This is a genomic window from Burkholderia sp. JPY481, assembly GCF_038900515.1.
Taxonomy (GTDB): Bacteria; Pseudomonadota; Gammaproteobacteria; order Burkholderiales; family Burkholderiaceae; genus Paraburkholderia; species Paraburkholderia youngii.
Window position 1 is genome coordinate 221,827 of record NZ_JAYMRT010000010.1, and the last position, 25,894, is coordinate 247,720.

The window sequence follows — 25,894 nt, forward strand, 5'->3', positions numbered from 1 at the left end:
TAGCGGCAGTGACAGCGCAGGCAAGCGTGGAAACCGATCGATGAGCCGCTTGCGACCTTATCTGCCGCTGCTCGTCCTGATGAGCCCGGCCGCGGCCGTGCTCGGCGCGCTGGCGCTCTACCCGGTCGCGCGCGTGCTGATCGATTCGTTTTTCTCGGTGGATTACGCGTCGGGGCATCGCTCGTTCATCGGGCTCGTCAACTATCGATCGGTCATTGCCGACGGCGAGTTCGGCACGAGCTTCGTCAATACGATCCAGTTCATGATCGTGGCCTCGCTCGCTGAAGTGCTGTTCGGACTTGCGCTCGCGCTGCTATTCGTCCGCGCGTTTGCGGGCCGGCGCATCGCGTTGCCGCTCGCCGTGCTGCCGATGATGCTCTCGACGCTCGTGTGCTCCGCGATCTGGCGCAACTGGCTCAACTACCGAGGCTTTCTGAATGCGTTGCTCAAGGCGATAGATCTACCGGCGGTGCCCTGGCTATCCGATCCGCACCTCGCGTTGTGGTCGCTGATGCTGGTCGATGTCTGGCAATGGACGCCGATGGCATTCCTGATCATTCTCGCGGGGCTACAGTCGATTCCGCCTGAAATCGCCGAGGCGGCACGCACCGACGGCGCGAACGAATGGCAGTGCCTGCGCTACATCACGCTGCCGCTCGTTGCACCGCACGTCGCACTCGCGATGCTGCTGCGCTCGATCGATACCTTCAAGCTGTTCGACAAGGTCTACGCGTTGACGGGCGGCGGTCCGGGCAATGCCACGCAGACGCTGTCAACGTACATCTACGACACGGGTTTCCGCTTCTTCAACGTTGGACCCGCCAGCGCGGCTTCGGTATTGATGCTGCTCACGTGCGCGGTGCTGGTCTCGGGATACATATGGAAATCGGCAGTCAAGCGCGAGCGTTGATGCCGCTCGCCCGCTTGCAGGGTTTCGCGCGACGCTCGTCCGGTGCCGCGGTGCGAGGACTGTTGCGGCTCGTTGCGCTGGCGGTGTTGCTGCTGCCGTGCATATGGATGGCTGGCGCGGCCTTCACGCCCACGCTGGAACGCCTCGCCCATCCGCTCGCGCTGTGGCCTTCGGCGCCCACGCTCGAGCATTTCGCGGCGGTGTGGGAAAGCGGCATGGCCCAGTCGGTGCTGAACTCCGTGTGGGTCGCGGTGGGCGCCACGTTGCTCGCACTCGCGCTGGCTTTTCCGTCCGCCTATGCGCTCGCGCGACTGGCGTTTCCGGTGCGACTCGATCTGCTGTTCCTGATGCTCGTGCTGGCACTGAAGCTGATGCCGCCGATCACCGTGGCCGTACCGCTGTTTTCGCTGGCCAAGTGGCTCCATCTGCTCGATTCGCTGTTTGGGCTGGTACTCGCCTATCAGCTGTACGCGTTGCCGATGGCGATCTGGATGTTGCTGCCGTTCGTGCGCGACGTGCCGATCGAATTCGAGGAGGCCGCGGCGCTCGATGGCGCGAACCTCGCGCAGCGCATCGTCTTCATCGTCGTGCCGCTGTGCGCGCCGGGTCTCGTTGCCACCGCGATCTTCGTGTTCATCATCGCGTGGAACGAGTTTCTGCTGGCGCTGTTGTTCGTCTCGTCGCCGAGTCACTTCACACTGCCGCTCACCATGGCAGGTTATGTGACCGAGAACGGCATCGACTGGGGCGAACTGATGAGCGCGGGGCTGATTTCGTCGGTGCCGACGCTTGTGCTCGCCGGCTATGTGCAGCGCTATCTGCTGCAGGGCTTTTCGGGCGGCTTGAAATAACGGGCTCCAACTTCGCGTCGACGTTGCAGCCGACGCTTTGCTTATCCAGAGGTTTTCTTGCGCCCTGCCGTGACCTGTCCGTCCGTTTCGCCCGCTGACTGGATGTCGGCCATCGAAGGCAGCCGCTTGCTGTCCGCACTGACCTTGCCAGGCAGCCATGACACCTGCGCCTACACGGTCGATGACCGGCTCGCGCGCACGCAACATGCCACGCTCGTCGATCAGTTGCGCCATGGCGTGCGGGTTCTCGACATCCGCTGCCGTCATCAGCGCGATCGCTTTGCGATTCATCATGGCGGCATCTCGCTGGGTCTGAGTTTCGACGATGTGATACGTACATGTGCTCGGTTTCTCGCGCGCCATCCGGGGGAATCGATCGTCATGTCGGTCAAGGACGAATGGCCCGCGCTCGACTGCACCCGTGCGTTCGCCGCGACCTTCGAATGGTATGTGGAGCGGCACGCGGAGGTGCGCTGGCACCTTGCTTCCGAACTGCCGCTACTGGACGCGGTGCGCGGAGGCATCGTGCTACTGCGGCGCTTCGCGAGTGCAAAGCCGCTCGGCATCGACCTAACGGCCTGGCCTGACAACGCGACGTTCGATATCGACGACGTGCCGGCGCCGTTCACCGTCCAGGACGAATTTCGCGTGCCGGTGCCGGCATCGATCGCTTACAAGTGGCGCGCCATCGATTCGCTTCTCGATCTCGCGCCTGGCCTGTGCGACGAGCGTTGGGTCATCAACTTTTGCAGCGGCACGGGGATGGCGGCGCCGCCGGTCGTCGTGGCGTGCGGCGATACACAGCATCGCGGTGTTCACGAGCAGCTTGCCGAGCGACTCGCCGATGGTCCGCAACGATGCGGCACCATGCTGCTCGACTTTTGCGACTGGGAGGACTGGCGCCTCGTTGATGCGTTGATTGATTGCAACCGGCGCCGATAACGCATCGCTGCGGGCATGAGGTTGCCCGCGAACCTCAGCGTGATTCCTTGGCTCGCGGCTGCCGCGGTGGCGGCCTCGATTCTGGTCCGCGCCTCACCGGTTCACGCGTACAGGCGTCCGGCGGTGTGACATAGGGAACGTCGTCGCGACAACACGCATAGATCGGAAATCCATACGCGTTCGTGCCGACGATGGTCGTTGGGCCGTGCAGCGGGCACACCGCCTTCATGACGCCTCCTCGAAACGCATCGATCAATCTTCTCCATCTTACGCTCGCGCGGTCGGGCGGCAGCCGCGTTGCAAGGAAGCGTCGGCGGAATTGTCATTTCTTGCACGCCATGCAATGATTGATCCCGGTGCGGGATGGTGTCATTCCGGCCGTTGCTGACATTTTGGGATGCCCTGCCATTCAGTCGACGAGCCTACTCCTCGCCGCCGGCTGTTCCAGTCTGTTGTTTCGACGCTCAAAACATCGACTTGGCTCGGCCTCATCTGCGATGGCGGCGATTTCCGAATAAGGGTATTCACCTACCCCTTCTTCCCGAAAATTTAACATTTTGAAGTTAGAATGAACCCTCTAAAATCGATTGTTATCTCATCTGATGACAGTTGATATAGGGAGATCCAAGCGTCGGGGCAGCCGTACGACCTACCGGCGCGAGTCCGGGCCAGTTGGTGGGCTGTGACTCGATGGAAAAACAGCATGTCGTATTTCGACTGATGAATACCGACATGAAAATGCGATTCGGCACAACTGTTTTCTCGGTGTTTATTTAGTCTTACTAATAAGACTTTTGCTCCGGATCCTCACCGACGATATTCCGCATACTGATTGCGGATACGGTCTCCGGAGCAGGCGGGTTCGAACTTCAATCCAGGAGAAGCAATGAAAGACCATTCGTCCGAAGCTTTGATGAAATCCTGCAGAACGAATGCGTCGACGTGCTTTTCGCCCGCCACCGAAGCGTTTGAAGGAACACAGAAACTCGCTGGCCTGGACCGGCAGGCGGGGAGCACCGTTCGGGGCAACTGGAACCTTTGAGCAGTGCGCCGGCGCGGCACGTCGCCGCTAGCTGATGCACCAGCTCCATTCGCGCAATACCACAAGCCTATAAAAACCCGCGCAGTTCAATCAATGCCGAAGCCGTTCCTCCACTGACGCTGGAGGCGGCAGCGCATTGTGGCAAAGCAATGGCGGGTTGTGCGAGGCGGCCATTGGGTATTCACGATCCTCGCAGACATTTCGATCACGGATGGAAAGGATGACGAAACGAACCGTAGTAGTAACGGGCGGCATGGGCGGCCTCGGAGAAGCGATCAGTACGAAACTGCACGACGCAGGGTATGCGGTGGTAGTCACGCACTCGCCGAGCAACACCGGTGCCGACAAATGGTTGGCTGATATGGAAACTCAGGGCCGAAGCTTTCGCGCCTACCCGGTCGACGTGGCCGATTACGACTCATGCCAGCGTTGCGCGGACAAGATTCGGGCGGAAGTCGGCCCCGTCGACATCCTGATCAACAACGCTGGCATCACCCAGGACATGACCCTCCGGAAGATGGACAAGGTGAATTGGGATGCGGTCATCCGCACCAACCTCGACTCGGTCTTCAACATGACCAAGCCGCTGTGCGAAGAGATGGTCGCACGAGGCTGGGGGCGCATCGTCAATATCTCGTCCGTCAACGGCTCAAAAGGCTCGGTCGGCCAGACCAATTACGCCGCAGCCAAGGCCGGCATGCACGGCTTTACCAAGTCACTGGCGCTGGAAGTGGCGCGCAAAGGGGTCACGGTCAACACCATTTCGCCGGGCTACCTGGCCACCAAGATGGTCACCGCGATTCCGCAGGAGATCCTCGACACGAAGGTCCTGCCGCATATCCCGATGGGACGTCTCGGCAAGCCCGACGAAGTCGCGGCGCTCGTGCTCTATCTGTGCTCGGAAGATGCCGGCTTCGTGACCGGCTCCAATATCGCGATCAACGGCGGCCAGCACATGCAGTGACGCGACAGACCGCGCCGGTACGTGCCGGAACACCGGACGAATCGGCGTGAACCATTCACGCAACACCCCTGTGCTTCCATGAGAGAGGAACGTGTCATGAGTGAGACCTGGATGGGCCTGATCATTGGGGGCACGGCCCTCAGCATCGCAATGCTCATGGTGATTGATCACTATCGCCGTGAGCGCAGAAGGGCAAGACTGCTACGACATCTGGATCATCATGAGTGGTGGCATCAACCGCGCGGGCGAATGTAAGTGCATCGACCGCGCCAATAAAAAATCAGATACATCGAGAGGGCTGAAGAATGACACCGGAAATCACCGGACAACAAAAGGCCACAGGCCATCAGATCACGGTTCGTACGAGGCGCGGCGGCATGCGGGTCGCCGCAGTGTGGCAGGTATTGATGCCGGTCGCCGATGCCATCGAGGACGTACGGATCACGAGCAACCGCAAACATGATGTCGAAGACATGACGATCGCGTTTGCCGACAGGTTCTCGGGATCGCTGCACACCGTTCTCAAGAAGTTCGAGACGATGCCGTGGGTGGCCGCCGCGGAGCTTTGCTGAACACCGAGGGCCGTGCCGCTTGCGATGGGTCGCGTCGCTACGAGGACCGGCGCGCGTCACGCTGCCTGGCTCGCCAGGTAGCTGGCGGGCGCCTGGGCCTCGCAAAGGTTGTATGGCATAAGCGGGCCCATTGAAGTCGGACGTACACGACCGGACCCAGCCGGTCACCACCTGAGAGAAGTGGATGAAAACAACAATCAAGAGAGGGCCCCCGGACAGGGAGAGCCCCTATACACCCCTGACCGCTGGAGATGCGATTTCGCATCTCGAACGGATCCTGTCCCACGATGGCGTCGATTCGTTGTTCAGCCGGACCTACTGGCGCGCGCGCGTCCAGCAGGTGAGCGCTACCCAAGGACTGACTCCGCAGCAGCAGGCAAGGCTGGTGAAGCTGCTCGAGTCGCTGCATCCCCCGGTCCCGAGCGAGGAGACGTGTTAGTCACGCGTCGACGCGGACGTACGTCGTCCGCGATCGCTCAGAGCTGATCGTCGACATCCAGCAGCCGATCCTCCACATGCAGATCTTCGGCGCACTCTCCCTGCAAGGGCAACTCCTTGCCTTCCGCTGGGAAGTGATCGCGGACCATCCGGCACAGGCGTTCGCGCACGAGCACACGTTGTGCCGTGTCCATCCGCGCGTAACGCTGAATCTGCGCAGCCGAAAAGTGCAGTGTCAGCACGCATCGCGCATCCAGCGTCGTGTCGCCATGTGACTCGATCACCCAGGAAGCCTGGATGAGGAAGTTCCGGCCGTCGTCGTAACCGCTGATCGCGGGCGCTTTCGGTGACTCGAATAGCGTGGAAAGAGCCAGTTCGATTTCTTCGATGCGCTGGTTCAGATCGATGTCTTTCATTGAAAGTCCTCCTTGTGGTCGAGGCCCCGGCCTCGACCATTACGCGAGCAAAATCCGTGTCCGGCTGTCGCTGTCTGCGCAGTGCTTCGACCGGAGCCGGACTCGTAATCCCGTTGCCGCTCACTGGCAATATGTACCGTTGCCCCATCAGCAGATATTCAAGCGGGTAAGGAGTGATCCGCACGCTTCACACAGCGACAAAACGACGACGCCGCGCACATATCGCCGGTTCAGATCGCGCGGCCAAGGAGATCAAGGAACTGATCGACGAGTCGGTCGCTCGCGTCAAGACCGGTCAAGCTCAGGTCGACGAATCGGGCCGCACCATCGACGAAGTCGTGTCCGCGGTCCGTCGCCTGACCATCAGGGCATCGAGCAGGTCAATCAGGCGATCGTGCAGATGGACAAGGTCACACAACAAAATGCCGCGCTGGCAGAGCAGGCGGCCGCCGCGGCGAGCTCGCTGCAGCAGCAATCAGGCACGCCGGTGCAACAGGTAGCCGTATTCGCCGTCGACTGATACGCCAGCATCGGTTTCGCGTCACCGGTCGCCTCGTCACCATCGCGGCCTGGTATGACCACGCAGCGGGCGGCGATGCCGCGGCCTGCGCAAAGTGCGAAAAGCGCCTCATGCATGCCGACGCCGCATCGCCCCCTTGAACGACCAACCGTTGAGCGCCAGAAAGACGAGCAGCGTCGCACCGAAAATGCATTGGCGTCCTGCTTCGCCTATCTGCAGCGCGGTCAACAGACTTGTGAGAACCGTCAGCAGTGCAGCGGCGAGCGCGACCGCGATGTAGTCGCCCCGTCCGCCCGCGAGCGACACGCCGCCGATCACCGCGACGACGACGCTCGGTAGCACATAGGTCGTTCCGAGCCCGAGAAACGCCTGGCCGACATAGCCGACGAGCAGCACGCCCGTCACAGCGGCAATGATGCCGCTCGCGACATAGACCGCGATGCGGATCGCGCGCACGCGCGTACCGGCGATGGCGGCAGCGACCGGATTCGCGCCGGTCGCCATCAGGCGACGCCCCCAGGCTGAATGGTCGAGAAAACGCCACATCAACGCGCCGGCGCCGAGCCAGATCAGCGCGACGCTCGGCACGCCGCCGAGCGTCCTGCCGGCGAGCGCGGCGAGTGCGGGACTCGCGGCCGTATTGACGTGCATGACCGACGACCAGACGATCAACGCGCCGTCGACGAGACTCGCCATCGCCAGTGTCATCACGAGCGGCGGAATGCGCAGCAGCGTGATGCCGACACCATTGAGCGCGCCCACCAGCGCGCCCGCCAACGTCGCGACGGCGAACGCAGCCGGCAATCCAGCCGATGCCGCTCCGAGCAGCGCGGCGCCAAGAATGCCGCCCAACGTCGCGGCCGCGCCTACCGACAGATCGAGCCCCTGCTCTCCCGCCATCATCACGAGCGACTGCGCGAGGCCGAATAGCCCCAGAAACGTCGCGATCTTCAACTGATTGGCGACCTGCCCGAGGCTTGCGAAGCCCGGCACCGCGAACTGCCCACTGATGAGCACGATCACGGCGAGCGCCAGCAAAAAGGCGCGGCGCGAATTCGGTTTCATCGTCACACTCTCCTTTTCGCGCCCACGAACGTGAAGCCGAGCGCAAGCACGATCACGGCACCCTTGAACACTTCCTGGTAATTGCTCGGGATGCCCGCGAAGTAGACGACGTTGCCGATCAGCGTGAGCACGAGCGCGCCGCAGACGGCGCCGAGCATCGTGCCGCGCCCACCCGCCAGCGAGATGCCGCCGATCACCACAGCCGCGACCGAGTTCAGCGTGTATGGCAATCCCAGACGCGCATCGCCGGACGCGGTTTGCGCGCTCAGGCAGAGCGCCGCCGCAAACACGAAGAGCCACGCGAGCAGATAGCCGAGCAGTTTGACGAGCCGGACATCGATGCCGGCCTTGAACATCGCATCGGCGTGGCTGCCGGTCGCGATCAGTCGCCGTCCGAAGCGATGCCGCTGCAGGACCGCCCACAGCGCGATCGCGGCGAGCACCGGCAGCGCCGCGAGCGGAATCACCGAGATACGCGCCGCGAACCATTCGCCCAATGCGTCGGGCACCGCGCCGCCCGGCTGCGGGATCAGCAGCAGAGCACAGCCAAACCAGACGGCGCCGGTCGCGAACGTCGCGATCAGCGCGCTTTGCTTCGCATAGCCGACCAGCAGACCGTTGCACGCACCGGCAAGCAGCGCAGCGGCCAGCGCGGCGACACAGGTCGCGCCGAGACCCCACCCCATCAGACCGGGCGCGGCCGCGAGCACGCAGTTGACCAACGAGATTCCCGCGCCCATCGATAGATCCAGCTCTCCCATTAGCACGACGACCGCCTGCGCCATGCAGATCAGGACCACCGGCGCGGCGTTCTGCATGTTGCTCGCGAGCGAATCGGCGGTGAGAAAGTCCGGCTGCAGCCATGCATTCGCGATCACGACCGCGAGCAGCATGACGAGCGCGGGCAGCGCACTGGCGGCACGCGCGCAGGATATCCTCAGCGCCGCGCCGATCCGTTTGCCTGGCGACCAGCCGCCAGTGGCGGCAAGTCCGTCTCCCAGTTGCGCCTTCATGCCGCGCTCCGGCCGAACAGCGCGCTCGTCACGCGGGATTCATTCATCTCATCACCTTCCAGCTGCGCGATGATCCGACCTTCGTACATGACGATCAGGCGGTCGCACACCGCGAGCAATTCTTCGGTATCCGAGGCATAGACGAGCACGGCCGTCCCCGCTTGCGCGAATGCACCGATCGTCTCGTAGATTTCCCTGCGGGCGATCACATCGACGCCCTTGGTCGGATCGCTGAGCAGCAGCACGTCGACCTGCCGGTTCAGCCAGCGCCCGATCACCACTTTCTGCTGATTGCCGCCCGACAGATCCCGCACCGGCTGGCGCACGTCGGACGTCTTGATGCGCAGTCGCGCGACCACGTCGTCGACGAACCGGCGGATCGGCGCGCGACGCAGCCGCCACGGGCTCGCCGCGAAGTTCACGCTGACCTGCGCCAGATTGAATTCGACCGGGTGATCGAGCCACAGGCCCTGCCGATGCCGGTCGTTGGGCACGAGGCACACGCCCGCGGCGATCATCTGACGCGGCGAACGCGGCATGATCGTCCTCGCTCCAGCTCGTCCGTCGAGCCTCACCTCGCCGCCGTCTGGCACGCGAAAGCCCGCGAGCGCGTCGAGCAGTTCTTCCTGGCCATGGCCTTGCAGTCCCGCGATGCCAAGAATCTCTCCGCGTTCCAGTTCGAAGCTGACGCCGCGCAGCCGCGCGCCGGCGCGCAGATCGGTGACGCCGAGCGCGACGGTTCTTTCGGTGTGCGCCGGATCACCGCCACGTCCACGTTTGCCGTCGTGCCCATGCGTGGCAGCCGCGCCGCCCATCAGTTCGAGCACACGCGCTTCGTCGAGTTGCCCGCGCACCGCTAGCTCGCCGACCGCGCGGCCGTTGCACAACACCATCACGCGATCGCACAGCGCTTCGATCTCCGCCATCCGGTGCGAAATGAAAACCACCGCCGTGCCGCGCGCCGTCAGGCTACGCACGACGCGCATCAGGTTGTCGACTTCAACGGCGGCGAGTGCGGCGGTCGGTTCGTCGAGAATCAGGATGCGCGGCCCGAGCGCAAGCGCCCTCGCGATCTCGACCAGTTGCTGATCGGCGGCGCTGAGGCTGCCTGCGCTCGCTTCGATATCCCAGCCGGGTCTCAGGCTCTCCAGCAGCCGCGTGGCGCGATCGCGCGTGCGCCGCTGATCGAGAAAGCGACCCGTATGGCACAGCTCCGCGCCAAGAAACACGTTCTCCCACACCGGCAGATCCGGCGCGAGACCGGGATGCTGATGCGCAATCGCGATTCCCGCCGCGCGCGCCGACTTCGGCGAGCCGGGTCGCAGCGGCGCACCGATCATTTCGATCGTGCCGTCGTCCGGTATCGTGTCGCCGGCGAGAATGCTCGACAACGTCGATTTGCCCGAGCCGTTGGCGCCGAGCAGCCCCAGCACTTCGCCGGCGTTCAGCGTGAGGCTCGCGCCGTCGAGCGCGAGCACGCCGCCATAGCGTTTCGCCAGTCCCTTCGCGATGAGCACGGACATGATCGGCGCTATTGCGTGAACAGCGCGTCGAGCTGGGCTTCGCTCAGCCATTGGCCGAGAAAGTAGCTGTCGGGCTTGTCGCTCATCGAAGCAAGCGTAGCGTCGAGGTTCTCGGCGGTTACGGTCTTGGTGATCGGGAAGTAGTAGGTGTTGTCGGGCAGCGGCTTGAGCGTGCGACCGTGCGCGAGGCGTACCGCGATGCCGAGCGCCGTGCGGCTGATATCGGGCGGATTCACCTGCACGAACACCTTCATCGGATTGCCGGCGTCGCGCTGCTTCTTCCATTCCGTCAGAAAGCCCTTTTGCGCTTCGCCGGTCATGATCGGCACGCGCCGGTTCGCGTTCTCGAATGCGCGCAGAACGCCGAGCGCCATCGCGTCTTCGGTGAATACCGCGTCGATCTGCGGTTGCGCCGCGATCACCGTCGCCATCACCGCTTGCGCCTTGGCCTCGTCCCATTCGCCATAGCCGGACCAGACGACCTTGATGCCCGGATACTTCGCGAACGTCTCGAGCGCGGCCTTCTTGCGCGCCTCCGCCGCCGGATGTCCGGGGATGCCGTCGAGCACCACGACATTGCCCTTGCCGTGCAGTTGCTCCGCGATCCATTCGGCGTAGCGTTGACCCCACTTGTAGTGATCGACGGTCACGTTCGTCGCGTAGCGATTGGACACCGCCTGGTCGAACGACACCACCGGGATCTTGCTGCGCTGCGCCTCCGAGATCACGCCGTTGAGCGCGGTGGCCGAGTTCGCGTCGACCATGATCGCGCCCACCTTCTGGCGAATCATGTTGCGCATGTCCTGAATCTGCTGACCAGTGTTGGCGCCCGATTGCTGCACGATCAGCTTGTCGGCGAGGCCCCTGGTTTTGTACGTCTGGAACTGCTGATTGGCGCCGTCGATCATCTGGTTGCGCCATTCGGTGCCGAAATAGCCGTTCGACAGGCCGATATCGGGCGCGGCGGCCAACGCCGATGCGCACGCGAGGCTAGTCGCCACGGTGGCAAGCAAAGTGCGCGGTTTCATGTCGTCGTCTCCTGATGTTTGGTGTGCGCGCGAAGGCGCCAGCCGCGGCGTGCGGCCGGCTCCGCGCATCTTCTGGTGGGCGATGCGGTTTCAGTGCACAGGCGCGGATGCCGCCGTCCCGACACCGGGATCGGCCGGCAACGCCGCGCCTACATGAAGTTCGCCGCGCGGCGGCAGCGCGTCGTGCGTGCTCTTGAAGATGTCGCCATCCTTCATCACCAGCGTGATCTTGCTCGGGTCCTGCAGCACGGTGAGGTCCGCGAGCGGATCACCGTCCACCAGAATGATGTCGGCAAGATAGCCCTCGCGAATCTGGCCAAGCTCGTCGGGCATCATCATCAGCTCGCCGCCGTAGCGCGTGGCCGAGATCAGCACCTCCATCGGCGTCATGCCGATGTAGTCGACGAAGTATTGAAGGTCGCGCGCGTTCGTGCCGTGCGGCATCCACGCAAAGCCGTAGTCGCCGCCCGGCAGAATGCGGATGCCGCGCTTATGCATCTTCTGCAGCGTCACCGCGGCGGTTTCGAGCTCGCGCTTGTAGCCCATCTTCGTCGCCAGTTCCTCGCTGATGCCCCACTTCTCAGCGTGATACAGCGTGCTGATCAGCCAGCCGATGCCCGGCGCGACGAAGTGCTTTTCCTTGTTTGCTTCGAGCATGTCGAGGGCTTCCTCGTCGGCGAAGCTCGCATGGAAGATCAGTTCGAGCCCGTGCCGCACGCATTGCTTGACCGATTCGCTCGAACGCGCATGCGCGGCCACGCGCTTGCCGGCGCGTTTCGCCTCGGCAGCGAGCATCGCGATCTCTTCCTCGGAAAACGGCGACGATTCCGCCGAAATGCCCGCGATGTACTCGCCCGACAGATTGATCTTCAGATGATCGACACCGTACTTGACGAACATGCGCGTGGTCGCGCGCATTTCTTCCGGCCCGCTCACGACCGCGCCGAAGTTCAGTTCCTTGAACGGCATGTGCGGCAGCGTGTTGTCCGCGAGGCCGCCGAGAATGGTGATTTCCTGGCTGCCCGCCAGATAGCGCGGTCCCGGAAATTCGCCGGCGTTGACCGCGTTGCGCAGCACGACATCGAGCCGCGGCTTGGCGGCGGCCGCGCCCAGTGCCGAGGTCCAGCCCATTTGCAGATAACGCTTCGCGACGCGCACGCACCACAGCATGTGCTCCTCGGGCGGCATGAACTGGATCGCTGACAGCGACGGCTGGTCGTTCCACGAGAAATGCGTGTGCGCTTCGGTCATGCCCGGCATCAGGAATGCGCCACGGCCGTCGATACGCTGTGCCTGGGGCGCGTTGATCGGCTCTTCGTCGCGAGCGACGCGGACGATGCGCTGCCCGTCCACCAGCACCTGACCTCTGAAGGGCTGAGCACCGCTACCATCGAAAACCGATACGTTGGTAAACAAGATCGAACTCATGTCTGTCTCCTCCACGTGGGGCCGAACGCGCGCGGGCGTCCGCCGCCGGTTGGTTACTGCCTGACTGTGCCTGTTTCGCGCTCGGGGGCCCGTCGATCGCCGTTCTGCGCGGCTATTCTGATCGACGCGGCGCCCACCTGTTCAATGCGTCACCGAGCCCCTTGATAGAAGCGCTTCAACTCCGCCGTCGTTTCGACGGGTTTTTCGAATGTGGTCCAGTGACCACAGCCGCTCAGCACGACGACTTTCGCGCCCGCAATACGCTCGCCCATCGCCTTCACCGCATCGGGTTTGCCAACGCCGTCCTGGTCGCCTGTCACGAGCAGCGTCGGCACATGGATGTGTTCGATCTCCGCCGCCTGCGCGCCAGCCAATGCCTCGCAGCTTTGCGCGTAACCTTCGGGCGATTGACGCATCACGCTTTCGCGCACGAGCGCGAGCGTCACGGGCCGCTGCGACCTGGTTTCGTCGCTGGTGGCGCCTTTGACGATCGCATCGGCGATTTCCTGCAGGCCCGGCACGCCCTTCTCGCGCGCGATGCGCGCGCGCTGGCGCATGCCGTCGCGCGCGGCGTCGGGCGGAGCAATGAGCGGCCCGAACAGCGCGAGGCTTTTAACCAGCTCGGGATGCCTGACGGCCAGATGCTGCGCGACGATGGTGCCCATCGAATGCGCGACGATGTCCGCGTTATTCACCTGCAGCTCGCGCAGCACGGAGGCGATCGTGTTCACGTAGGAATCGATCGACAGCTTCTGCGCGGGCAACGGCGAACGCGCGCTGCCAGGCAGATCGATGCGGATGACCTTCCTGCCTTCGAACGCCGGCAGCACCGGCGTCCAGTTGTTCGAGGAACCGCCGAGACCGTGGATGCACACGACCGGCGCGCCGTCGCCTTCGATCTCGATGAAGATGCCTTGCACTTGAGTTGTTGCCATGCTTAAGCCACCTCGTTTTCAAGGACGCCGATGCGCGGAATCTCCATGCGCACGACATCGCCGCTTTGCAGAAATTTCGGGGGATTGAAGCCGATGCCGACACCCGCCGGCGTGCCCGTCGCAATGACGTCGCCGGGCTGCAGTTCCATGCCGGCCGACAACGTCGCGATGATCGTCGGGATATCGAAGATCAGCAGCTTCGAGTTCGATTCCTGACGCAACTCACCGTTGATCCAGCAACGCACGTCGATGTTCGACGCGTCCAGTTCGTCGGCCGTCACGAGATACGGGCCCATCGGGCAGAAGCCGTCGAGCGACTTGCCGATGAACCACTGACGATGCAGCTTTTGCAGATCGCGCGCGGTGACGTCGTTGATGATCGTGTAGCCGAACACGTGATCGAGCGCCTTCGCCTTCGAGATCGCGCGACCTGCCTTGCCGATGACGACACCGATCTCGACTTCGTAGTCCATCTGTCGCGTCACGTCGGCATGGCGCGGAATGCGCTCGCCAGTCGCGATGATCGTCGATGCGGGCTTCGTGAAAACGACCGGTGCTTCAGGTATGTGCTCGCCTGCCTGCGCGCTCTTGTCGAAACCGGACCTGCTGAACTCTTCGGCGTGGTCGTGATAGTTCTTGCCGATACAGAACAGGTTGCGGCGCGGCTGGTCGATCGGCGCGAGGAGCGTCGCCGACGCGAGCGGGCGCCCTTCGCCGCGCGGGCACAGCGACTCGCGCAGGTCGGCGAATTGTTGTACCAATTGGACCATGTCGCCGGCAAAGCCGTCGCAGAGCTGCGATACCGGCCAATAAACTCCGGCTTCGGGGTCGACCAGGGCGACCGCCCTCGCCCCGTCGTGGCGCAAAGTTGCTAATTTCATGATGGGCCTTTAATCTAGGTCTGGTGGGTCAATCTGGAACCACTGTAGGACCAAATCCGGACAAAAAGAACCAGGGTTAACCAAAAATCAGAACCAATTGGTTCTTGTTTGAATGCGCAGCAGGACTGGGTATGAGTGACGTCGACACAAGGCTGACGGTCAGGGCGAAGGGAGCACGGGAGCTCGCCAGCTATCTGGAGGAAGCGATTCGCAGCGGACGCTTCGCCGAAGGCGTGCGCCTGCCGCCCGAACGCGAACTTAGCGAGGAGTTCGGCGCTTCACGTGGCGCCGTCCGGCGAGTCCTCGCCGATTTGAAAGAGCGTGGGCTGATCCGGCAGACGGTCGGCAGCGGCACGTTCGTGCTGCCTGGCGCAAGCGTGCCGGCGCCGCCGCTACCCGAGGCGAAGCCGCACGCCGTGCAGACGAGCCCAGCCGAACTGATGGAAGCGCGGCTTTTGATCGAGCCGCTGATGCCCGGGCTCATCGTCCGATATGCGACGGCGGCCGACTTCGCGCAGATGAGCGACTGCATCGAGCGTTCCGAGGCGGCGCAAACCATCGAGGAGTTCGAGCACTGGGACGGCGAACTGCATCGCGCGTTGGCGGTCGCCACGCACAACACCTTCTTTCTGCGCGTGCTCGAATTGACCAACGAGGTGCGCGAACAGGGCGAGTGGGGACGTCTGAAGCGCCTGTCGCTGACGCCCGAGCGGCGCAGTCAATATGAGGCGCAGCATCGCGCGATCGTGGATGCGCTTCGCGATCGCGATGCCGAGATGGCTTGCGAGCTATTGACGAGCCACCTGCGGCAAATCAGGGAAAACCTGTTCGGACGTTGACAGCTTTACGAATACTTGCGGCGGCACGCATTCAAGGGTTGCGATTTCCTTCCGGGGGTATCGAATCTGTTTATCAGACGCGATGCGAGACCACGCCAGACCCAACCTGGATGCCTCACCCGCGACGTTCGTCGAGCCCTACCGGGGCGAGCTTCCGCGCGACGCAGATCGCCGCCGCCCGCGCACGGACCGGGCAATGCGCGATTCATGCGGAACCATGCGTATGTGGTTAACCCGCTCTTTCAACCCTTGGCGCGCGTGCTTATCGTGCTGGGTGCGCGCGGCAGGCCAACAACTTCAAGCAGCTGCCGGCGCGTAACGTCTTCGGCGGCGCCGGGGCGACCGTCACATCGGCGAGTCGAAAAGCGCACGCAGAAGCGAACAGATACCTGCACCGCCGGCATGGCCGGACGGGTTCGCAGCCGAGCGGGCCACAACCGGGAGGCCGCCGTAGAGGGGACAAAAGATGTTCGGATCCAAGCTGATTGACGTCAACGCATTATCTGGCCCACGCGCCCGAGCGCCGGTCCAGGGGCGCCTACGCCTATCCCCTCACGGCCATGTCCATGCCGTGCCCACGCCCCACGACAAGACACCGTCCGGTCATTAGCCACTGGCAGGCTCACTGCCGCATTTCATGACCGCCGCTACTCCCAACCGATCAATCAATCCCTCGGCTCCGGGTGTGCAAACCGTTACGCCGGACCCCGCTCACAGCGCTCTCGCAGCAATGAACAAGGGGTCCGATTTTCAACGTTGTTTACGTGGTTCGTTAGCAAGGAAATCGAATGCAAAACAAAAAGCGCACTTTGCTTAAGGCCGCCGCCGCACTCGTGCTGGCAGGTTCGAGCGTGGTCGCCCATGCGGACGATGTGGTCAAGATCGGGCTCATCGTGCCGATGAGCGGTCCGTTCGCGTCCACGGGTCGTCAGGTCGACGCGGCGGTCAAGCTGTATATGGCCCAGCATGGCGACACGGTCGCGGGCAAGAAAATTCAGGTCATCCTGAAGGACGACACCAACGTTCCGGATACGACCAAACGCCTCGCACAGGAGCTGATCGTGAAGGATCACGTGTCGGTGCTGGCCGGCTTCGGCCTCACGCCGCTCGCGCTCGCCGCCGCGCCGCTCGCGACCCAGGCGAAGGTGCCGATGATCGTAATGAACGCGGCCACCGCGATGATCACCGAGCAATCGCCCTACATCGTGCGCTCGGGCTTCACGCTGCCGCAGAACACGTTGGGTATCGCGCGTTGGGCGCCGAAGAACGGCATCAAGAAGGTGGTCACGCTCGTGGCCGACTACGGTCCCGGCATCGACGCGCAGAACTCCTTCAAGAAGGTCTTCGAATCGGAAGGCGGCAGCGTCGTCGAGCAATTGCGCGTGCCGGTCGCCAATCCGGACTTTTCGCCGTTCCTGCAGAAGGTCGCCGACCTGAAGCCTGACGCGTTGTTCATCTTCGTGCCGTCGGGTGCCGGCGCCGCGTTCATGAAGCAGTTCGCCGAGCGCGGCCTGAGCAAGCAGGGCATCAAACTGATCGGTACCGGCGACGTGGTGGATGACGACATCCTGAACGCCATGGGTGACGTGGCGCTGGGCGCGGTGACGTCGATGCACTACTCGGCCGCTCTCGACAATCCCGAGAACCGCGCCTACGTGGCCGCCTTCGAAAAAGCCAACCCCGGCATGCGCCCGAACTTCCACAGCGTCGGCGCCTATGACGGCATGCACCTGATCTACGCGGCGCTGCAAGCCACCAAGGGCGACACCAACGGCGACAAGCTGCTGGCAGCCATGAAGGGGCAGAAATGGGTCAGCCCGCGCGGCCCGGTGGAACTCGATCCGCAGACCCGTGAAATGGTCCAGAACGTGTACATCACCCGGACGGAACGCGTGAATGGCCAGCTGTTCAACGTGTCGTTCGACAAGGTAGACGCCGTCAAGGATCCGGCCAAGATCAAATAAGCTCGCAAAAGCGAGACAGGCCGTCTCCGGATGATTCGATTTGCCCGTCGCGCCCCTCGCACTGCCAGGGCGCGGCGTTTCGGCGGTAAAAACTCATGCTAACCATTCTCTTCGACGGCATTGCCTACGGCATGCTTCTGTTCGTGCTGGCGAGCGGCCTGGCCATCACGCTGGGATTGATGAACTTCGTCAATCTGGCTCACGGCGCCTTCGCCATGGTGGGCGGTTATGCCACCGTGCTCGCGATGTCGCGCCTGGGCATCCCTTTCCTGTGCGCATTGCCGATTGCGTTCGTCGCGTCCGCGGTGCTTGGCGGCATTCTCGAACGCACGCTTTATAAGCGCGTGTACGGGCAGTCCGAACTCAACCAGGTGTTGTTTACGATCGGCCTGACCTTCATGGCCATCGCGACGGTCGACTACTTCATGGGCTCGACCCAGCAGTTCCTGAACCTGCCGCAATGGCTGCAGGGCCGCACGGTGTTCGCCGGCATCGGCATCGGTTACTACCGGCTGTTCGTGATCCTGGTCTGCGTCGTCCTCGTCGTCGCGCTGCAGCTGATCCTGACCAAAACCCGCTTCGGCAGCCGCCTGCGCGCATCGGTGGATGATCCGCGCGCGGCGAGCGGCCTCGGCATCAACATCAACTTCGTGTTTCTGACCACCTTCGCGTTCGGCTCGGGCCTCGCCGGCCTCGGCGGCGCGCTGGGCGCGAACATGCTCGGCCTCGATCCGATCTTTCCGCTCAAGTTCATGATTTATTTCCTGGTCGTGGTCGCGGTGGGCGGCACGACCTCGCTGACCGGTCCGCTGCTGGCTTCGCTGCTGCTCGGCATCGCGGACGTGGCGGGCAAGTACTACATCCCCGATCTGGGGGCATTCATCATCTACGGCGTCATGATCATCACCCTGATGTGGCGACCACAGGGTCTATTCGTCAGGGCGGGGGGCAAATGAAGTCGGCAACTTCTAGCGAAATGGGCACATCGACGATCGTGCCCGCAGTCCGCAGCATGGGCAGGCAGTGGTCGCGCTGGCGCCCGGTGGAAATCATCTTCTGGATCGTGGCTCTGGGCGTCTGCGTGATGCCGCTGAATAACTTCCTGCTGCTCAACGAGATGGCGATCCTCGCGTTGTTCGCGGTATCGCTGGACCTGATCCTCGGCTATACCGGCATCGTGTCGCTGGGCCATGCGGCCTTTTTCGGTCTCGGTGCTTATTCGGCTGCGTTGCTGGCCAAGTACTTCAACGTCGATCCGCTGCTGGGCATGCTGCTCTCATGCGGGGTCGCGGCGCTGGCGGGCCTCGTCACCAGTGTGCTGGTGATGCGCGGTTCGGACCTCACGCGTCTGATGGTGACGCTCGGCGTGGCCTCGATCCTGCACGAACTGGCCAACAAGCTCGGCTGGCTCACCGGCGGGGCCGACGGCATGACGGGCGTGCCGATGGTGCCGCTGTTCGGTCACATCGAGTTCGATCTGTTCGGCAAGGTGGCCTACACGTATTCGATCGTCACGCTGTTCGTGCTGTTCGTGATCGGCCGCGCGGTGGTCAAGTCGCCGTTCGGCATGTCGCTGCAGGTGATCCGCCAGAATCCGCTTCGCGCGGCGGCAATGGGCGTGCCGGTCAACCTGCGTCGCACCGCCGTCTACACGTTGAGCGCGGCCTACGCGGGCGTGGCCGGCGCCCTGCTCGCGCAGACCACCGGCTTCGCGTCGCTCGACGTGCTCGACTTCCACCGCTCGGCCGACGTGCTGCTGATGCTGATGATCGGCGGCGCGGGTTATCTGTATGGCGGCATCATCGGCGCGGTCGTATTCAGGTTCATGCAGGACCGGCTGGCGGACATCACGCCGCAATACTGGCAGTTCTGGATCGGCTTGCTGCTGGTGATCATCGTGATCGTCGGTCACGAGCGGCTCGTGCGTCCGTGGACGTGGTTCCGTCGCAGCGGGAGCAAAGCATGACGATCGCACTGCAAACATTCAATCTGATCAAGCGCTTCGGCGGCCTCGTCGCCACCAATGACGTGTCGATCGCGGTCGAGAAAGGCGCTCGCCAGGCGCTGATCGGCCCCAACGGCGCCGGCAAGACGACGCTGATCAATCAGCTGACGGGCGTGCTGTCGCCGACTTCGGGCCGCATCGAGCTGGAAGGCCACGACATCACGTCGCTGTCCGTGCACAAGCGGGCTCGCGCCGGGCTCGTGCGCACGTTCCAGATCAACCAGCTGTTCAAGCACATGACGCCAGCCGAATCGCTGTCTGTCGCGATCTCCGAGCGCGACGGTCTGGGCGCGCGCTTCTGGCGCGCGCTCGGTCAGCGCGGCGAAATCATGGACGAGGTCGCTTCGCTGCTCGAACAATGCAAGTTGCTCGACGTGATGAGTCGCGAAACGCGCGTGCTGCCCTACGGCAAGCAGCGCCTGCTCGAAATTGCGCTGGCGCTGGCGGCAAAGCCGCGCGTGCTGCTGCTGGACGAGCCAGTGGCCGGTGTTCCCGACGGCGAACGCCGCGAGATTCTCAATACGGTCGCCGCGTTGCCCGACGACGTGACCATTCTGCTGATCGAGCACGACATGGACCTCGTGTTCAGCTTCGCCAACCGCATCTCTGTGCTGGTGAGCGGCGGTCTGCTCACCGAGGGCGCATGCGCGGAGATCGCCCGCGATCCTCGCGTGAAGGCCGTGTATCTGGGCGAGGAGCTGGTTGGAGGTGAATATGTCTGAATTGCTGAAGCTGGAAGGAATCGTAGCGGGCTACGGCGAAGCCAAAATCCTGACAGGTATCGATCTGGCCTTGGATCAAGGCCAGGCACTCGCGCTGCTTGGCCGCAACGGCACGGGTAAAACCACGCTGATCAACAGCATCGTCGGTCACACGCGTCGGTTTAGCGGGCGGATCTGGCTCAATGGCAAGGACGTCACCGGAGTCAAGCCGCATCAGCGCGCGCTGGCAGGCATCGGCTGGGTGCCGCAGGAGCGCAACATCTTCAAGTCGTTGACGGTCGAAGAGAACCTGACCGCGATCGCCGTGCCCGGTCCCTGGGACCTGGCGCGCATCTACAGGATGTTTCCGCGCCTGGAGGAGCGCCGCGCCAATATGGGCAACCAGCTTTCCGGCGGCGAGCAGCAGATGCTGGCCATCGGTCGCGCGCTGATGCTCAATCCCAGGGTCCTGCTGCTCGACGAACCGCTCGAAGGGCTCGCGCCGATCATCGTGCAGGACTTGATGCGCATCCTCTCGGAGATCATCCGCGACGAAGGCCTGTCGGTGATCCTGGTCGAGCAGAATGCGCGCAAGGCGCTGAGCATCACGCACAACGCCGTGGTGCTGGAGCGCGGCTCGGTGATTCATTCGAGCACCGCGGCCGAGCTGCTGGCCCAGGATCACAAGATCGATACCTTGCTGGCCGTGTCTCAACACTGAGCGGCTCGCGATGCGTGGGCGGTCTACGCGGCGAAAGTCGCGACCGCCCGGTTGAACGCATCGGGTCTTGCGACATTCATCCCATGCGACGCACCGTCGATCGTTTCGCGTTCGGCAAACTCGATCCACTGTTCGAGCTTGTCGACCGTATTGCGGAACATGCGGGGACTCTTTTGGCCGTCGATCAACAACGTACGGCACTTGATATCGCGCGCGGCATCCGGCGTATAGGCCGGAAGCGGATCGAGCAACTGCTTCGGCAGCGTGAGCGCGTTGTCGAGCGCCATGCGACGAAAGCTCTCCGGGCTTTTGTTCCAGTACCCCGGCATGCTCACGGAGTCGACGAACATCGACAAGCCGGCGTCGTACTCGCCCCGTTCGATCAGCTCCGCGACCCGGGCGCGCAACACGTTGGTCGCCGGCGGCATGAACGCGGGCTGCCCCCGCGGTTCGGTTTGCAGCGGGCCGCCGGGATCGGCTAGCGTCAGCGTTTTCACGAGGCGCGGATAGGCGCGCGCGAGATGGAAAGCCACGCACCCGCCCCGCGAGTGACCGACCAGATGAACGGGAGCCAGCTCGAGCGCCGTGATGAATCCGGCAATTTCCTCGACGTGCGCCTCCCAACTGAAGTCGCCGTGTCCAAACGCATCGATCTCGGGCCAGTAATGGCTCAAGCTCGGCGCGAAGCAGCGAAACCGGCCAGACAGCGAGGCCATCTGGGCGTCCCAGTAGCGATAGTCGCAAAGCGAGCCGTGCACGAACACCATCGGCTCGCCGCTCCCGGACTCGACATACGGTATGGCAACACTCGATGCGGTGGTCACGAACGACGGCGCGGACGCGCCATCGGCTGAGGCCAGAATCGATGGGCTGGTACGTGCATTCATCAAAGGGCTCCTTTGGCGACACTATCGATGGTGTTCTGGCAAAAGAAAATCGCATAATATTGATGGAATCGATCTACTTTTCTGATACGAACCATCATGGCAACGGAAATGAAAGCGCTCGATCTGGACGTGCTGTCGATGATCATCGCGGTCGCGGACGCCGGCACGATCAGTCGCGCGGCGCAGGTCGTGCACCGCTCGCAATCGGCGGTGAGCATGCAGATCAAGACGCTCGAGACCGCGCTCGGCAAGGCGCTGTTCGTGCGCAAGCCTCGCAGCGTGGTGCCGACGCAGGACGGCGAAATGCTGTTGACCTACGCACGACGGATGATCGCGCTGCGCGATGAAGCGTGGGCAGCGGTGGTTCGGCCCGACGTGACCGGGCGCGTGGTGATCGGCGTGCCGGACGACTATGCGACGTCACTGTTCCCGCCGATCCTCAAGAAGTTTTCGGCGACCTATCCGAAGGTGGAGATTCAGGTGGTAGGCCTGCCGAGCGTCGCTCTAGAGCCGATGTTGAAGGACGGCACGGTCGATCTCGTCTGCGCGACGCGCGTGAAAGGATTGCACGGCGAGTTCCTGCGTCACGAACCGATGGTGTGGGCCGCCGCCCCGGGCGCGACCGAGATCTGGCGCGAAAGGCCCTTGCCCATCGCCGTGTTTTTGCCGGGCAGCGTCGCGCGAGAGAAAGCCATCCGGAGCCTGGAGCGCGCGCGCATCACGTATCGCACGTCGTATGAGAGTCCGAGCCTGCTGGGTCTGCTGACGATGGCCGAGGCCGGCCTCGCGGTAACCCCTTTGGCCAAGTGCGCGGTACCGGCTCACTTCTCGCTGCTGGGGGCCGCGAATGGCCTGCCGGAAATCGGCACGCTCGAAGTCGTGCTGGCGCGAAGCGCGGCTTCGAAGCGGCCCGTGTGCGATTTTCTCGCGGAACGGATTCTCGCCGACCTGAAGAATTAACCCGGAAGACTTCAGGAAGACTCCTCCGCGCCGGCTCGGCACGACGCACACATCCGCCACGCAGCCTTCGGCGCAGCGACCGTTTCCGCCACCTCGCGCCACCAGCGTTCACCGCGATGCACCGCAATCAGATCGAGGCGCTCGCCCATGCGCGGCGTCGACAGCGCGACCCCGCGCGCGAGCGCCAGCCCGGTCACCCTCTCGAACGGTTCCTGCCAGCGATGCATCGCGAGGTCGAAGGTGCCGTTGTGAATCGGCACGAGCCAGCGGCCGCGCAGGTCGATATGCGCCTGCACGGTTTCTTCAGGCTGCATATGGACGTATGGCCACATCGCGTCGTACGCGCCGGTCTCGATCAAGGTGACGTCGAATGGTCCGAGGCGCTCGCCGATCGCGCTGAATCCATCGAAGTAGCCGGTGTCGCCGCTGAAGAACACGCGCAGGTCGTTATCGACGATCACCCACGACGCCCACAACGTACGGTTGCCATCGAACAGGCTGCGCCCGGAGAAGTGCTGTGCGGGTGTCGCGGTGAACTCGATGCCTTCGACCACCGTGCCCTGCCACCAGTCGAACTGCCGGACCTTCGCCGCGTCGATACCCCATTCGATGAGCCGGTCGCCGACCCCGAGCGGCGTCAAGAACACCTCGGTACGCTGCGCCAGGATCAGGACGGTCTCGCGGTCCAGATGGTCGTAGTGATCGTGCGACAGGATCACGCCGTGCAGCGGCGGCAAATCGTCGAGCGAGATCGGCGGCGCATGAAAGCGCTTCGGACCGAGATTGCGGAACGGCGACGCTCTCTCGGCGAATACGGGATCGGTCAGCCAGAACTTGCCGCGCAACTTCAGCAGCATCGTCGAGTGACCGAGCCGGTACAGGCTTCGGTCGGGCGCCGCATCGAGTTGCGCGCGTGTCAGCGTTTCGACGGGCAACGCGTCGGCCGGCACGGTGCCGCGCGGCTTGTTGAACAGCACCGTCCATGCGAGCCCGAGCGTTTTGCGCAGGCTTTCCGCCGGACGCGGCTTGACGTTGCGAAAGCGCTCGCCGTCATGCTGCGGCGACAGGCTGAACTTCGCGCGGCTGCGATGCACGGCATTCACGCCGAGCATTCGGCGGAGATAGGCGGGAAGCGACGTCATGAAGTTGACCTTCCGAAGAAAAATGTACACCCGGCAGTGTAGTTTATTTCCGAGAAAAGTAAACTGACCAGTGTAAAATTGACGGATGGAATCCCCTGCCCGCCCCCAACGTCTGACTGACCGAAAGCGCGTCGCGATCGTCACCGCCGCGATCGACGAATTCCTCGCCGCCGGATACGACGCAACCAGCATGGACCGCATCGCCGCCCGCGCGAGCGTCTCGAAGCGCACGGTCTATAACCATTTCCCGAGCAAGGAAGCGCTTTTCGCGGCGATTCTCCAGCAGCTATGGGACGCGAGCCACGACGGCGATGCGCCCAACTACCGCGCCGATCAACCGTTGCGCGCGCAGTTGCTCGATCTGCTGGAGCGCAAGCTGAGGCTGCTTCACGACGAATCCTTTTTGTCGCTGGCACGGGTGGCGATCGCGGCTGGCATCCATTCGCCGGAGCGCGCGCGCGATATGGTCGCTCGCATGGGGGAGCGTGAGGAAGATCTGACCGCGTGGGTCCGGGCGGCTGCCGCGGACGGCCGCATCAAGACCGGGGACCCCGTCTTCGCCGCACTGCAGTTGCAGGGGCTCGTGAAGGCCTTTGCCTTCTGGCCGCAAGTGGCGATGGGTCAAGTGCCGCTCGATGCCGGCGAGCAGAAGCGCATCGCGGAGGCAGCGGCGGATATGTTTCTCGCGCGTTATGCGTGAGTGGGTTTGCCGGGTCGCGTTCGCTTTGGCTCCCGCGCCGAGGCAAGAAGTTCTTTGCTCGAAGGCGGCGGTGCGCGCAGCGGCCTTCCGTGAAGCAGCACCGGGGGAGTGAAGTCTTTCTTTTTCGCAAACGTTTGCTTTGAGGTATCAAGTCTCAGCTTCAGAAGCCGAAAACGCGTACATCGCCTCGAAACTTTGGAGACCCGATGTGACGCGCGTTGTGCTCTTACTTGCCGTAATGTTCATGACAGGCTGCGCACAAGTGCAGCAGCCCACTACGGCTCAAGCCGAGAAACCTGCGGTGTCGAACGTGATCATGAAGTTCGACATTCCCGCCGATGCACTCGGCGCGCGCGATCCGCAACTGGCTACGGTGCTCGCCAAGGCAGGCGCGCTCGCCGCCGCGCAGAAGCGGCCCACGGTGATCCGCGTGACGGCGCTGGGCCAGGACTTCAAGTACATCAACGAGGCGATCTGGCGGGGCGTGCCGCAACAGGGACTCAAACCCGCACTCGAAAATCTGACGACCGGCGCGAACCAGACGTACAGCGTGTCGATTCAGCCGCTACGTGCGGGGAGCTGACACGATGCGCCTGATTGCTTTCGCCGCGGCATCGCTATGCTTGAGTTCGGCCGCGTGGGCGGGCCAGCCCGCCGCCGGCGCACCGGCAGCCGCCGCCGCCCCTGCCACCCTGGCCTCCGCGGACAAGGTCTACCCGCCGCTGCCCACGCTCGCGATGCTGCCGCCCTCCACCGGCGACGATGACGACCTCCCCGCGCCGCGCTCGAGCTCGCGCAACAAGAAGAAGACGCAAAAACGCGATTGCCACTGCGCGATGCCAACACCGCGCCTCGTCGTCTCCGATGAATCACGCGCCTATCTGAAGGACATCGAGCGGCAGCTCGATTCCGCGCTGGCGCAGTAAAGCGGGACCTGGAGCCCGACCCATGGACCAGCACAAGACCAACGGCTTCCGCCCTTTGCGGTCGTGGGCCATCTGCGCCTGGGCGGCGCTGGTGGTCATCGGCAGTTCGTCCGCGCAAGCCGCCCCGAGCGCCGACGATTGCTTCGACAAGGCTGGCGCCTACCAGGGCGTCAATCCGCACGTGCTGCGCGCCGTCGCATGGCGCGAATCGAAAGGCGACACGAGCGCCATCAACCGCAACGCCAACGGTTCGATCGACGTGGGCCAATTGCAGATCAATTCGATCCACTTTCCGGAACTGGCGAGCCAGGGCATTCCGCACCGCGCGCTCACGGACCCGTGCGTGAATATCTTCGTGGCCGCCTGGCTGCTCAAGCAGAAGATGGTGCGGCACGGCAACACATGGCGCGCGATCGGTGCGTATCACTCGGAATCGCCGCGCGAGCGCGACGCCTACGCGCGCAGCATTCAGGCGATTCTCGTCAGCTGGGGGCTGTTGCAGCCGGAGCGGTGAGATTCAA

27 protein-coding genes and 1 pseudogene are annotated in these 25,894 nt (G+C 63.6%); 18 read left to right on the forward strand and 10 right to left on the reverse strand.

All coding sequences use genetic code 11. The annotated features are described in order from the left end of the window. Positions 1–40: 40 nt before the first annotated feature. The 6 genes from VSR82_RS23820 to VSR82_RS23845 all read left to right on the forward strand — a co-directional run bounded on the left by VSR82_RS23820 (position 41) and on the right by VSR82_RS23845 (position 5,281). Positions 41–910 (forward strand): carbohydrate ABC transporter permease, encoded by an 870-nt coding sequence (locus VSR82_RS23820; RefSeq protein WP_429463137.1) that lies wholly within the window; start codon positions 41–43, stop codon positions 908–910. Then, positions 910–1,761, forward strand: coding sequence for a carbohydrate ABC transporter permease (locus VSR82_RS23825; protein ID WP_429463677.1), 852 nt, complete (start codon positions 910–912; stop codon positions 1,759–1,761). Before VSR82_RS23820 ends, VSR82_RS23825 begins: the two co-directional genes overlap by 1 nt. Positions 1,762–1,863: 102 nt before the next feature. Then, the gene (locus VSR82_RS23830) at positions 1,864–2,703 is read left to right on the forward strand and encodes a phosphatidylinositol-specific phospholipase C (RefSeq protein WP_498858116.1); all 840 of its coding nucleotides are present in this window, start codon (positions 1,864–1,866) and stop codon (positions 2,701–2,703) included. Between the two features lie 886 nt (positions 2,704–3,589). After that, positions 3,590–3,745, forward strand: a complete 156-nt coding sequence (locus tag VSR82_RS23835; protein ID WP_368581285.1) for a hypothetical protein — start codon at positions 3,590–3,592, stop codon at positions 3,743–3,745. A gap of 220 nt (positions 3,746–3,965) precedes the next feature. Next, complete coding sequence (gene phbB / locus VSR82_RS23840; protein WP_368581284.1) at positions 3,966–4,709, forward strand: acetoacetyl-CoA reductase; 744 nt, start codon at positions 3,966–3,968, stop codon at positions 4,707–4,709. Positions 4,710–5,014: 305 nt separating this feature from the next. Further along, complete coding sequence (locus VSR82_RS23845; protein WP_176111277.1) at positions 5,015–5,281, forward strand: hypothetical protein; 267 nt, start codon at positions 5,015–5,017, stop codon at positions 5,279–5,281. Between the two features lie 476 nt (positions 5,282–5,757). Here the strand turns inward: VSR82_RS23845 and VSR82_RS23850 are convergent, their stop codons facing one another. Then, positions 5,758–6,135 (reverse strand): DUF3022 domain-containing protein, encoded by a 378-nt coding sequence (locus VSR82_RS23850; protein ID WP_368581282.1) that lies wholly within the window; start codon positions 6,133–6,135, stop codon positions 5,758–5,760. A gap of 230 nt (positions 6,136–6,365) precedes the next feature. Between VSR82_RS23850 and VSR82_RS23855 the strand changes: the two are divergent. Further along, positions 6,366–6,655, forward strand: a pseudogene (locus tag VSR82_RS23855) (methyl-accepting chemotaxis protein); the annotation flags it as partial. Positions 6,656–6,763: 108 nt separating this feature from the next. Here the strand turns inward: VSR82_RS23855 and VSR82_RS23860 are convergent. The 7 genes from VSR82_RS23860 to VSR82_RS23890 form a co-directional block, all read right to left on the reverse strand. Beyond that, complete coding sequence (locus tag VSR82_RS23860) at positions 6,764–7,720, reverse strand: ABC transporter permease (protein WP_429463134.1); 957 nt, start codon at positions 7,718–7,720, stop codon at positions 6,764–6,766. Positions 7,721–7,722: 2 nt separating this feature from the next. Continuing rightward, positions 7,723–8,733 carry an ABC transporter permease gene (locus VSR82_RS23865; protein WP_498858117.1) on the reverse strand — a complete coding sequence of 337 codons (1,011 nt, stop codon included), beginning with the start codon at positions 8,731–8,733 and terminating at the stop codon, positions 7,723–7,725. Further along, a complete protein-coding gene (locus tag VSR82_RS23870) occupies positions 8,730–10,256 on the reverse strand; it encodes a sugar ABC transporter ATP-binding protein (RefSeq protein WP_429463132.1) in 1,527 nt (508 codons plus the stop codon). The genes VSR82_RS23865 and VSR82_RS23870 overlap by 4 nt, the downstream gene beginning before the upstream one ends. 8 nt (positions 10,257–10,264) lie before the next feature. Beyond that, the gene (locus VSR82_RS23875) at positions 10,265–11,284 is read right to left on the reverse strand and encodes an ABC transporter substrate-binding protein (protein ID WP_410851250.1); all 1,020 of its coding nucleotides are present in this window, start codon (positions 11,282–11,284) and stop codon (positions 10,265–10,267) included. A 90-nt stretch (positions 11,285–11,374) separates the two neighbouring features. Continuing rightward, positions 11,375–12,712, reverse strand: a complete 1,338-nt coding sequence (locus VSR82_RS23880; protein ID WP_429463131.1) for a metal-dependent hydrolase family protein — start codon at positions 12,710–12,712, stop codon at positions 11,375–11,377. Positions 12,713–12,861: 149 nt separating this feature from the next. Next, positions 12,862–13,647: an alpha/beta fold hydrolase gene (locus VSR82_RS23885; RefSeq protein WP_429463130.1), complete on the reverse strand. Its 786-nt coding sequence runs from the start codon at positions 13,645–13,647 to the stop codon at positions 12,862–12,864. Between the two features lie 2 nt (positions 13,648–13,649). After that, the gene (locus tag VSR82_RS23890; RefSeq protein ID WP_498858118.1) at positions 13,650–14,528 is read right to left on the reverse strand and encodes a fumarylacetoacetate hydrolase family protein; all 879 of its coding nucleotides are present in this window, start codon (positions 14,526–14,528) and stop codon (positions 13,650–13,652) included. Between the two features lie 131 nt (positions 14,529–14,659). Between VSR82_RS23890 and VSR82_RS23895 the strand changes: the two genes are divergently transcribed. From VSR82_RS23895 to VSR82_RS23920, 6 genes are all read left to right on the forward strand, one after another. After that, a complete protein-coding gene (locus tag VSR82_RS23895) occupies positions 14,660–15,367 on the forward strand; it encodes a FadR/GntR family transcriptional regulator (protein WP_429463127.1) in 708 nt (235 codons plus the stop codon). Between the two features lie 788 nt (positions 15,368–16,155). Next, on the forward strand, positions 16,156–17,331 hold the full coding sequence (locus VSR82_RS23900) for an ABC transporter substrate-binding protein (RefSeq protein ID WP_429463126.1): 1,176 nt from the start codon (positions 16,156–16,158) through the stop codon (positions 17,329–17,331). A gap of 95 nt (positions 17,332–17,426) precedes the next feature. Next, positions 17,427–18,287 carry a branched-chain amino acid ABC transporter permease gene (locus tag VSR82_RS23905; protein ID WP_176111280.1) on the forward strand — a complete coding sequence of 287 codons (861 nt, stop codon included), beginning with the start codon at positions 17,427–17,429 and terminating at the stop codon, positions 18,285–18,287. Between the two features lie 20 nt (positions 18,288–18,307). After that, positions 18,308–19,297, forward strand: coding sequence for a branched-chain amino acid ABC transporter permease (locus tag VSR82_RS23910; protein ID WP_429463674.1), 990 nt, complete (start codon positions 18,308–18,310; stop codon positions 19,295–19,297). Then, positions 19,294–20,058, forward strand: a complete 765-nt coding sequence (locus VSR82_RS23915) for an ABC transporter ATP-binding protein (RefSeq protein ID WP_368581272.1) — start codon at positions 19,294–19,296, stop codon at positions 20,056–20,058. The genes VSR82_RS23910 and VSR82_RS23915 overlap by 4 nt, the downstream gene beginning before the upstream one ends. Continuing rightward, the gene (locus VSR82_RS23920) at positions 20,051–20,758 is read left to right on the forward strand and encodes an ABC transporter ATP-binding protein (protein WP_429463125.1); all 708 of its coding nucleotides are present in this window, start codon (positions 20,051–20,053) and stop codon (positions 20,756–20,758) included. The genes VSR82_RS23915 and VSR82_RS23920 overlap by 8 nt, the downstream gene beginning before the upstream one ends. Before the next feature lie 23 nt (positions 20,759–20,781). Here the strand turns inward: VSR82_RS23920 and VSR82_RS23925 are convergent, their stop codons facing one another. Continuing rightward, the gene (locus VSR82_RS23925; RefSeq protein WP_429463124.1) at positions 20,782–21,645 is read right to left on the reverse strand and encodes an alpha/beta fold hydrolase; all 864 of its coding nucleotides are present in this window, start codon (positions 21,643–21,645) and stop codon (positions 20,782–20,784) included. A gap of 108 nt (positions 21,646–21,753) precedes the next feature. Here VSR82_RS23925 and VSR82_RS23930 point away from each other — a divergent pair, with 108 nt between their 5' ends. Then, positions 21,754–22,605: a LysR substrate-binding domain-containing protein gene (locus tag VSR82_RS23930; protein WP_026228833.1), complete on the forward strand. Its 852-nt coding sequence runs from the start codon at positions 21,754–21,756 to the stop codon at positions 22,603–22,605. A gap of 11 nt (positions 22,606–22,616) precedes the next feature. Here VSR82_RS23930 and VSR82_RS23935 read toward each other — a convergent pair whose 3' ends face one another. Then, on the reverse strand, positions 22,617–23,747 hold the full coding sequence (locus VSR82_RS23935) for an MBL fold metallo-hydrolase (RefSeq protein WP_498858119.1): 1,131 nt from the start codon (positions 23,745–23,747) through the stop codon (positions 22,617–22,619). A gap of 85 nt (positions 23,748–23,832) precedes the next feature. Between VSR82_RS23935 and VSR82_RS23940 the strand changes: the two genes are divergently transcribed. From VSR82_RS23940 to VSR82_RS23955, 4 genes are all read left to right on the forward strand, one after another. Further along, positions 23,833–24,447, forward strand: a complete 615-nt coding sequence (locus VSR82_RS23940) for a TetR/AcrR family transcriptional regulator (RefSeq protein ID WP_368581269.1) — start codon at positions 23,833–23,835, stop codon at positions 24,445–24,447. Positions 24,448–24,655: 208 nt separating this feature from the next. Then, the gene (locus VSR82_RS23945) at positions 24,656–25,030 is read left to right on the forward strand and encodes a hypothetical protein (RefSeq protein WP_026228832.1); all 375 of its coding nucleotides are present in this window, start codon (positions 24,656–24,658) and stop codon (positions 25,028–25,030) included. 4 nt (positions 25,031–25,034) lie between these two features. Continuing rightward, positions 25,035–25,373, forward strand: a complete 339-nt coding sequence (locus VSR82_RS23950) for a hypothetical protein (RefSeq protein WP_410851241.1) — start codon at positions 25,035–25,037, stop codon at positions 25,371–25,373. Positions 25,374–25,395: 22 nt separating this feature from the next. After that, entirely contained in the window at positions 25,396–25,887 is a 492-nt protein-coding gene (locus VSR82_RS23955; RefSeq protein ID WP_410851240.1) for a lytic transglycosylase domain-containing protein, read from the forward strand. Positions 25,888–25,894 lie beyond the last annotated feature (7 nt).

Bases quoted from the DNA above. Each gene is read 5' to 3' on its own strand.
- VSR82_RS23870 (WP_429463132.1), bottom strand. From the start codon at position 10,256: ATGTCCGTGCTCATCGCGAAGGGACTGGCGAAACGCTATGGCGGCGTG.
- VSR82_RS23830 (WP_498858116.1), top strand. From the start codon at position 1,864: ATGTCGGCCATCGAAGGCAGCCGCTTGCTGTCCGCACTGACCTTGCCA.
- VSR82_RS23915 (WP_368581272.1), top strand. From the start codon at position 19,294: ATGACGATCGCACTGCAAACATTCAATCTGATCAAGCGCTTCGGCGGC.
- VSR82_RS23935 (WP_498858119.1), bottom strand. From the start codon at position 23,747: ATGACGTCGCTTCCCGCCTATCTCCGCCGAATGCTCGGCGTGAATGCC.
- VSR82_RS23845 (WP_176111277.1), top strand. From the start codon at position 5,015: ATGACACCGGAAATCACCGGACAACAAAAGGCCACAGGCCATCAGATC.
- VSR82_RS23925 (WP_429463124.1), bottom strand. From the start codon at position 21,645: ATGAATGCACGTACCAGCCCATCGATTCTGGCCTCAGCCGATGGCGCG.
- VSR82_RS23820 (WP_429463137.1), top strand. From the start codon at position 41: ATGAGCCGCTTGCGACCTTATCTGCCGCTGCTCGTCCTGATGAGCCCG.
- VSR82_RS23955 (WP_410851240.1), top strand. From the start codon at position 25,396: ATGGACCAGCACAAGACCAACGGCTTCCGCCCTTTGCGGTCGTGGGCC.
- VSR82_RS23885 (WP_429463130.1), bottom strand. From the start codon at position 13,647: ATGGCAACAACTCAAGTGCAAGGCATCTTCATCGAGATCGAAGGCGAC.
- VSR82_RS23910 (WP_429463674.1), top strand. From the start codon at position 18,308: ATGGGCACATCGACGATCGTGCCCGCAGTCCGCAGCATGGGCAGGCAG.
- VSR82_RS23905 (WP_176111280.1), top strand. From the start codon at position 17,427: ATGCTAACCATTCTCTTCGACGGCATTGCCTACGGCATGCTTCTGTTC.
- VSR82_RS23900 (WP_429463126.1), top strand. From the start codon at position 16,156: ATGCAAAACAAAAAGCGCACTTTGCTTAAGGCCGCCGCCGCACTCGTG.
- VSR82_RS23930 (WP_026228833.1), top strand. From the start codon at position 21,754: ATGAAAGCGCTCGATCTGGACGTGCTGTCGATGATCATCGCGGTCGCG.
- VSR82_RS23940 (WP_368581269.1), top strand. From the start codon at position 23,833: ATGGAATCCCCTGCCCGCCCCCAACGTCTGACTGACCGAAAGCGCGTC.
- VSR82_RS23890 (WP_498858118.1), bottom strand. From the start codon at position 14,528: ATGAAATTAGCAACTTTGCGCCACGACGGGGCGAGGGCGGTCGCCCTG.
- VSR82_RS23850 (WP_368581282.1), bottom strand. From the start codon at position 6,135: ATGAAAGACATCGATCTGAACCAGCGCATCGAAGAAATCGAACTGGCT.
- VSR82_RS23865 (WP_498858117.1), bottom strand. From the start codon at position 8,733: ATGAAGGCGCAACTGGGAGACGGACTTGCCGCCACTGGCGGCTGGTCG.
- VSR82_RS23950 (WP_410851241.1), top strand. From the start codon at position 25,035: ATGCGCCTGATTGCTTTCGCCGCGGCATCGCTATGCTTGAGTTCGGCC.
- VSR82_RS23875 (WP_410851250.1), bottom strand. From the start codon at position 11,284: ATGAAACCGCGCACTTTGCTTGCCACCGTGGCGACTAGCCTCGCGTGC.
- VSR82_RS23835 (WP_368581285.1), top strand. From the start codon at position 3,590: ATGAAAGACCATTCGTCCGAAGCTTTGATGAAATCCTGCAGAACGAAT.
- VSR82_RS23895 (WP_429463127.1), top strand. From the start codon at position 14,660: ATGAGTGACGTCGACACAAGGCTGACGGTCAGGGCGAAGGGAGCACGG.
- VSR82_RS23825 (WP_429463677.1), top strand. From the start codon at position 910: ATGCCGCTCGCCCGCTTGCAGGGTTTCGCGCGACGCTCGTCCGGTGCC.
- phbB (WP_368581284.1), top strand. From the start codon at position 3,966: ATGACGAAACGAACCGTAGTAGTAACGGGCGGCATGGGCGGCCTCGGA.
- VSR82_RS23920 (WP_429463125.1), top strand. From the start codon at position 20,051: ATGTCTGAATTGCTGAAGCTGGAAGGAATCGTAGCGGGCTACGGCGAA.
- VSR82_RS23880 (WP_429463131.1), bottom strand. From the start codon at position 12,712: ATGAGTTCGATCTTGTTTACCAACGTATCGGTTTTCGATGGTAGCGGT.
- VSR82_RS23860 (WP_429463134.1), bottom strand. From the start codon at position 7,720: ATGAAACCGAATTCGCGCCGCGCCTTTTTGCTGGCGCTCGCCGTGATC.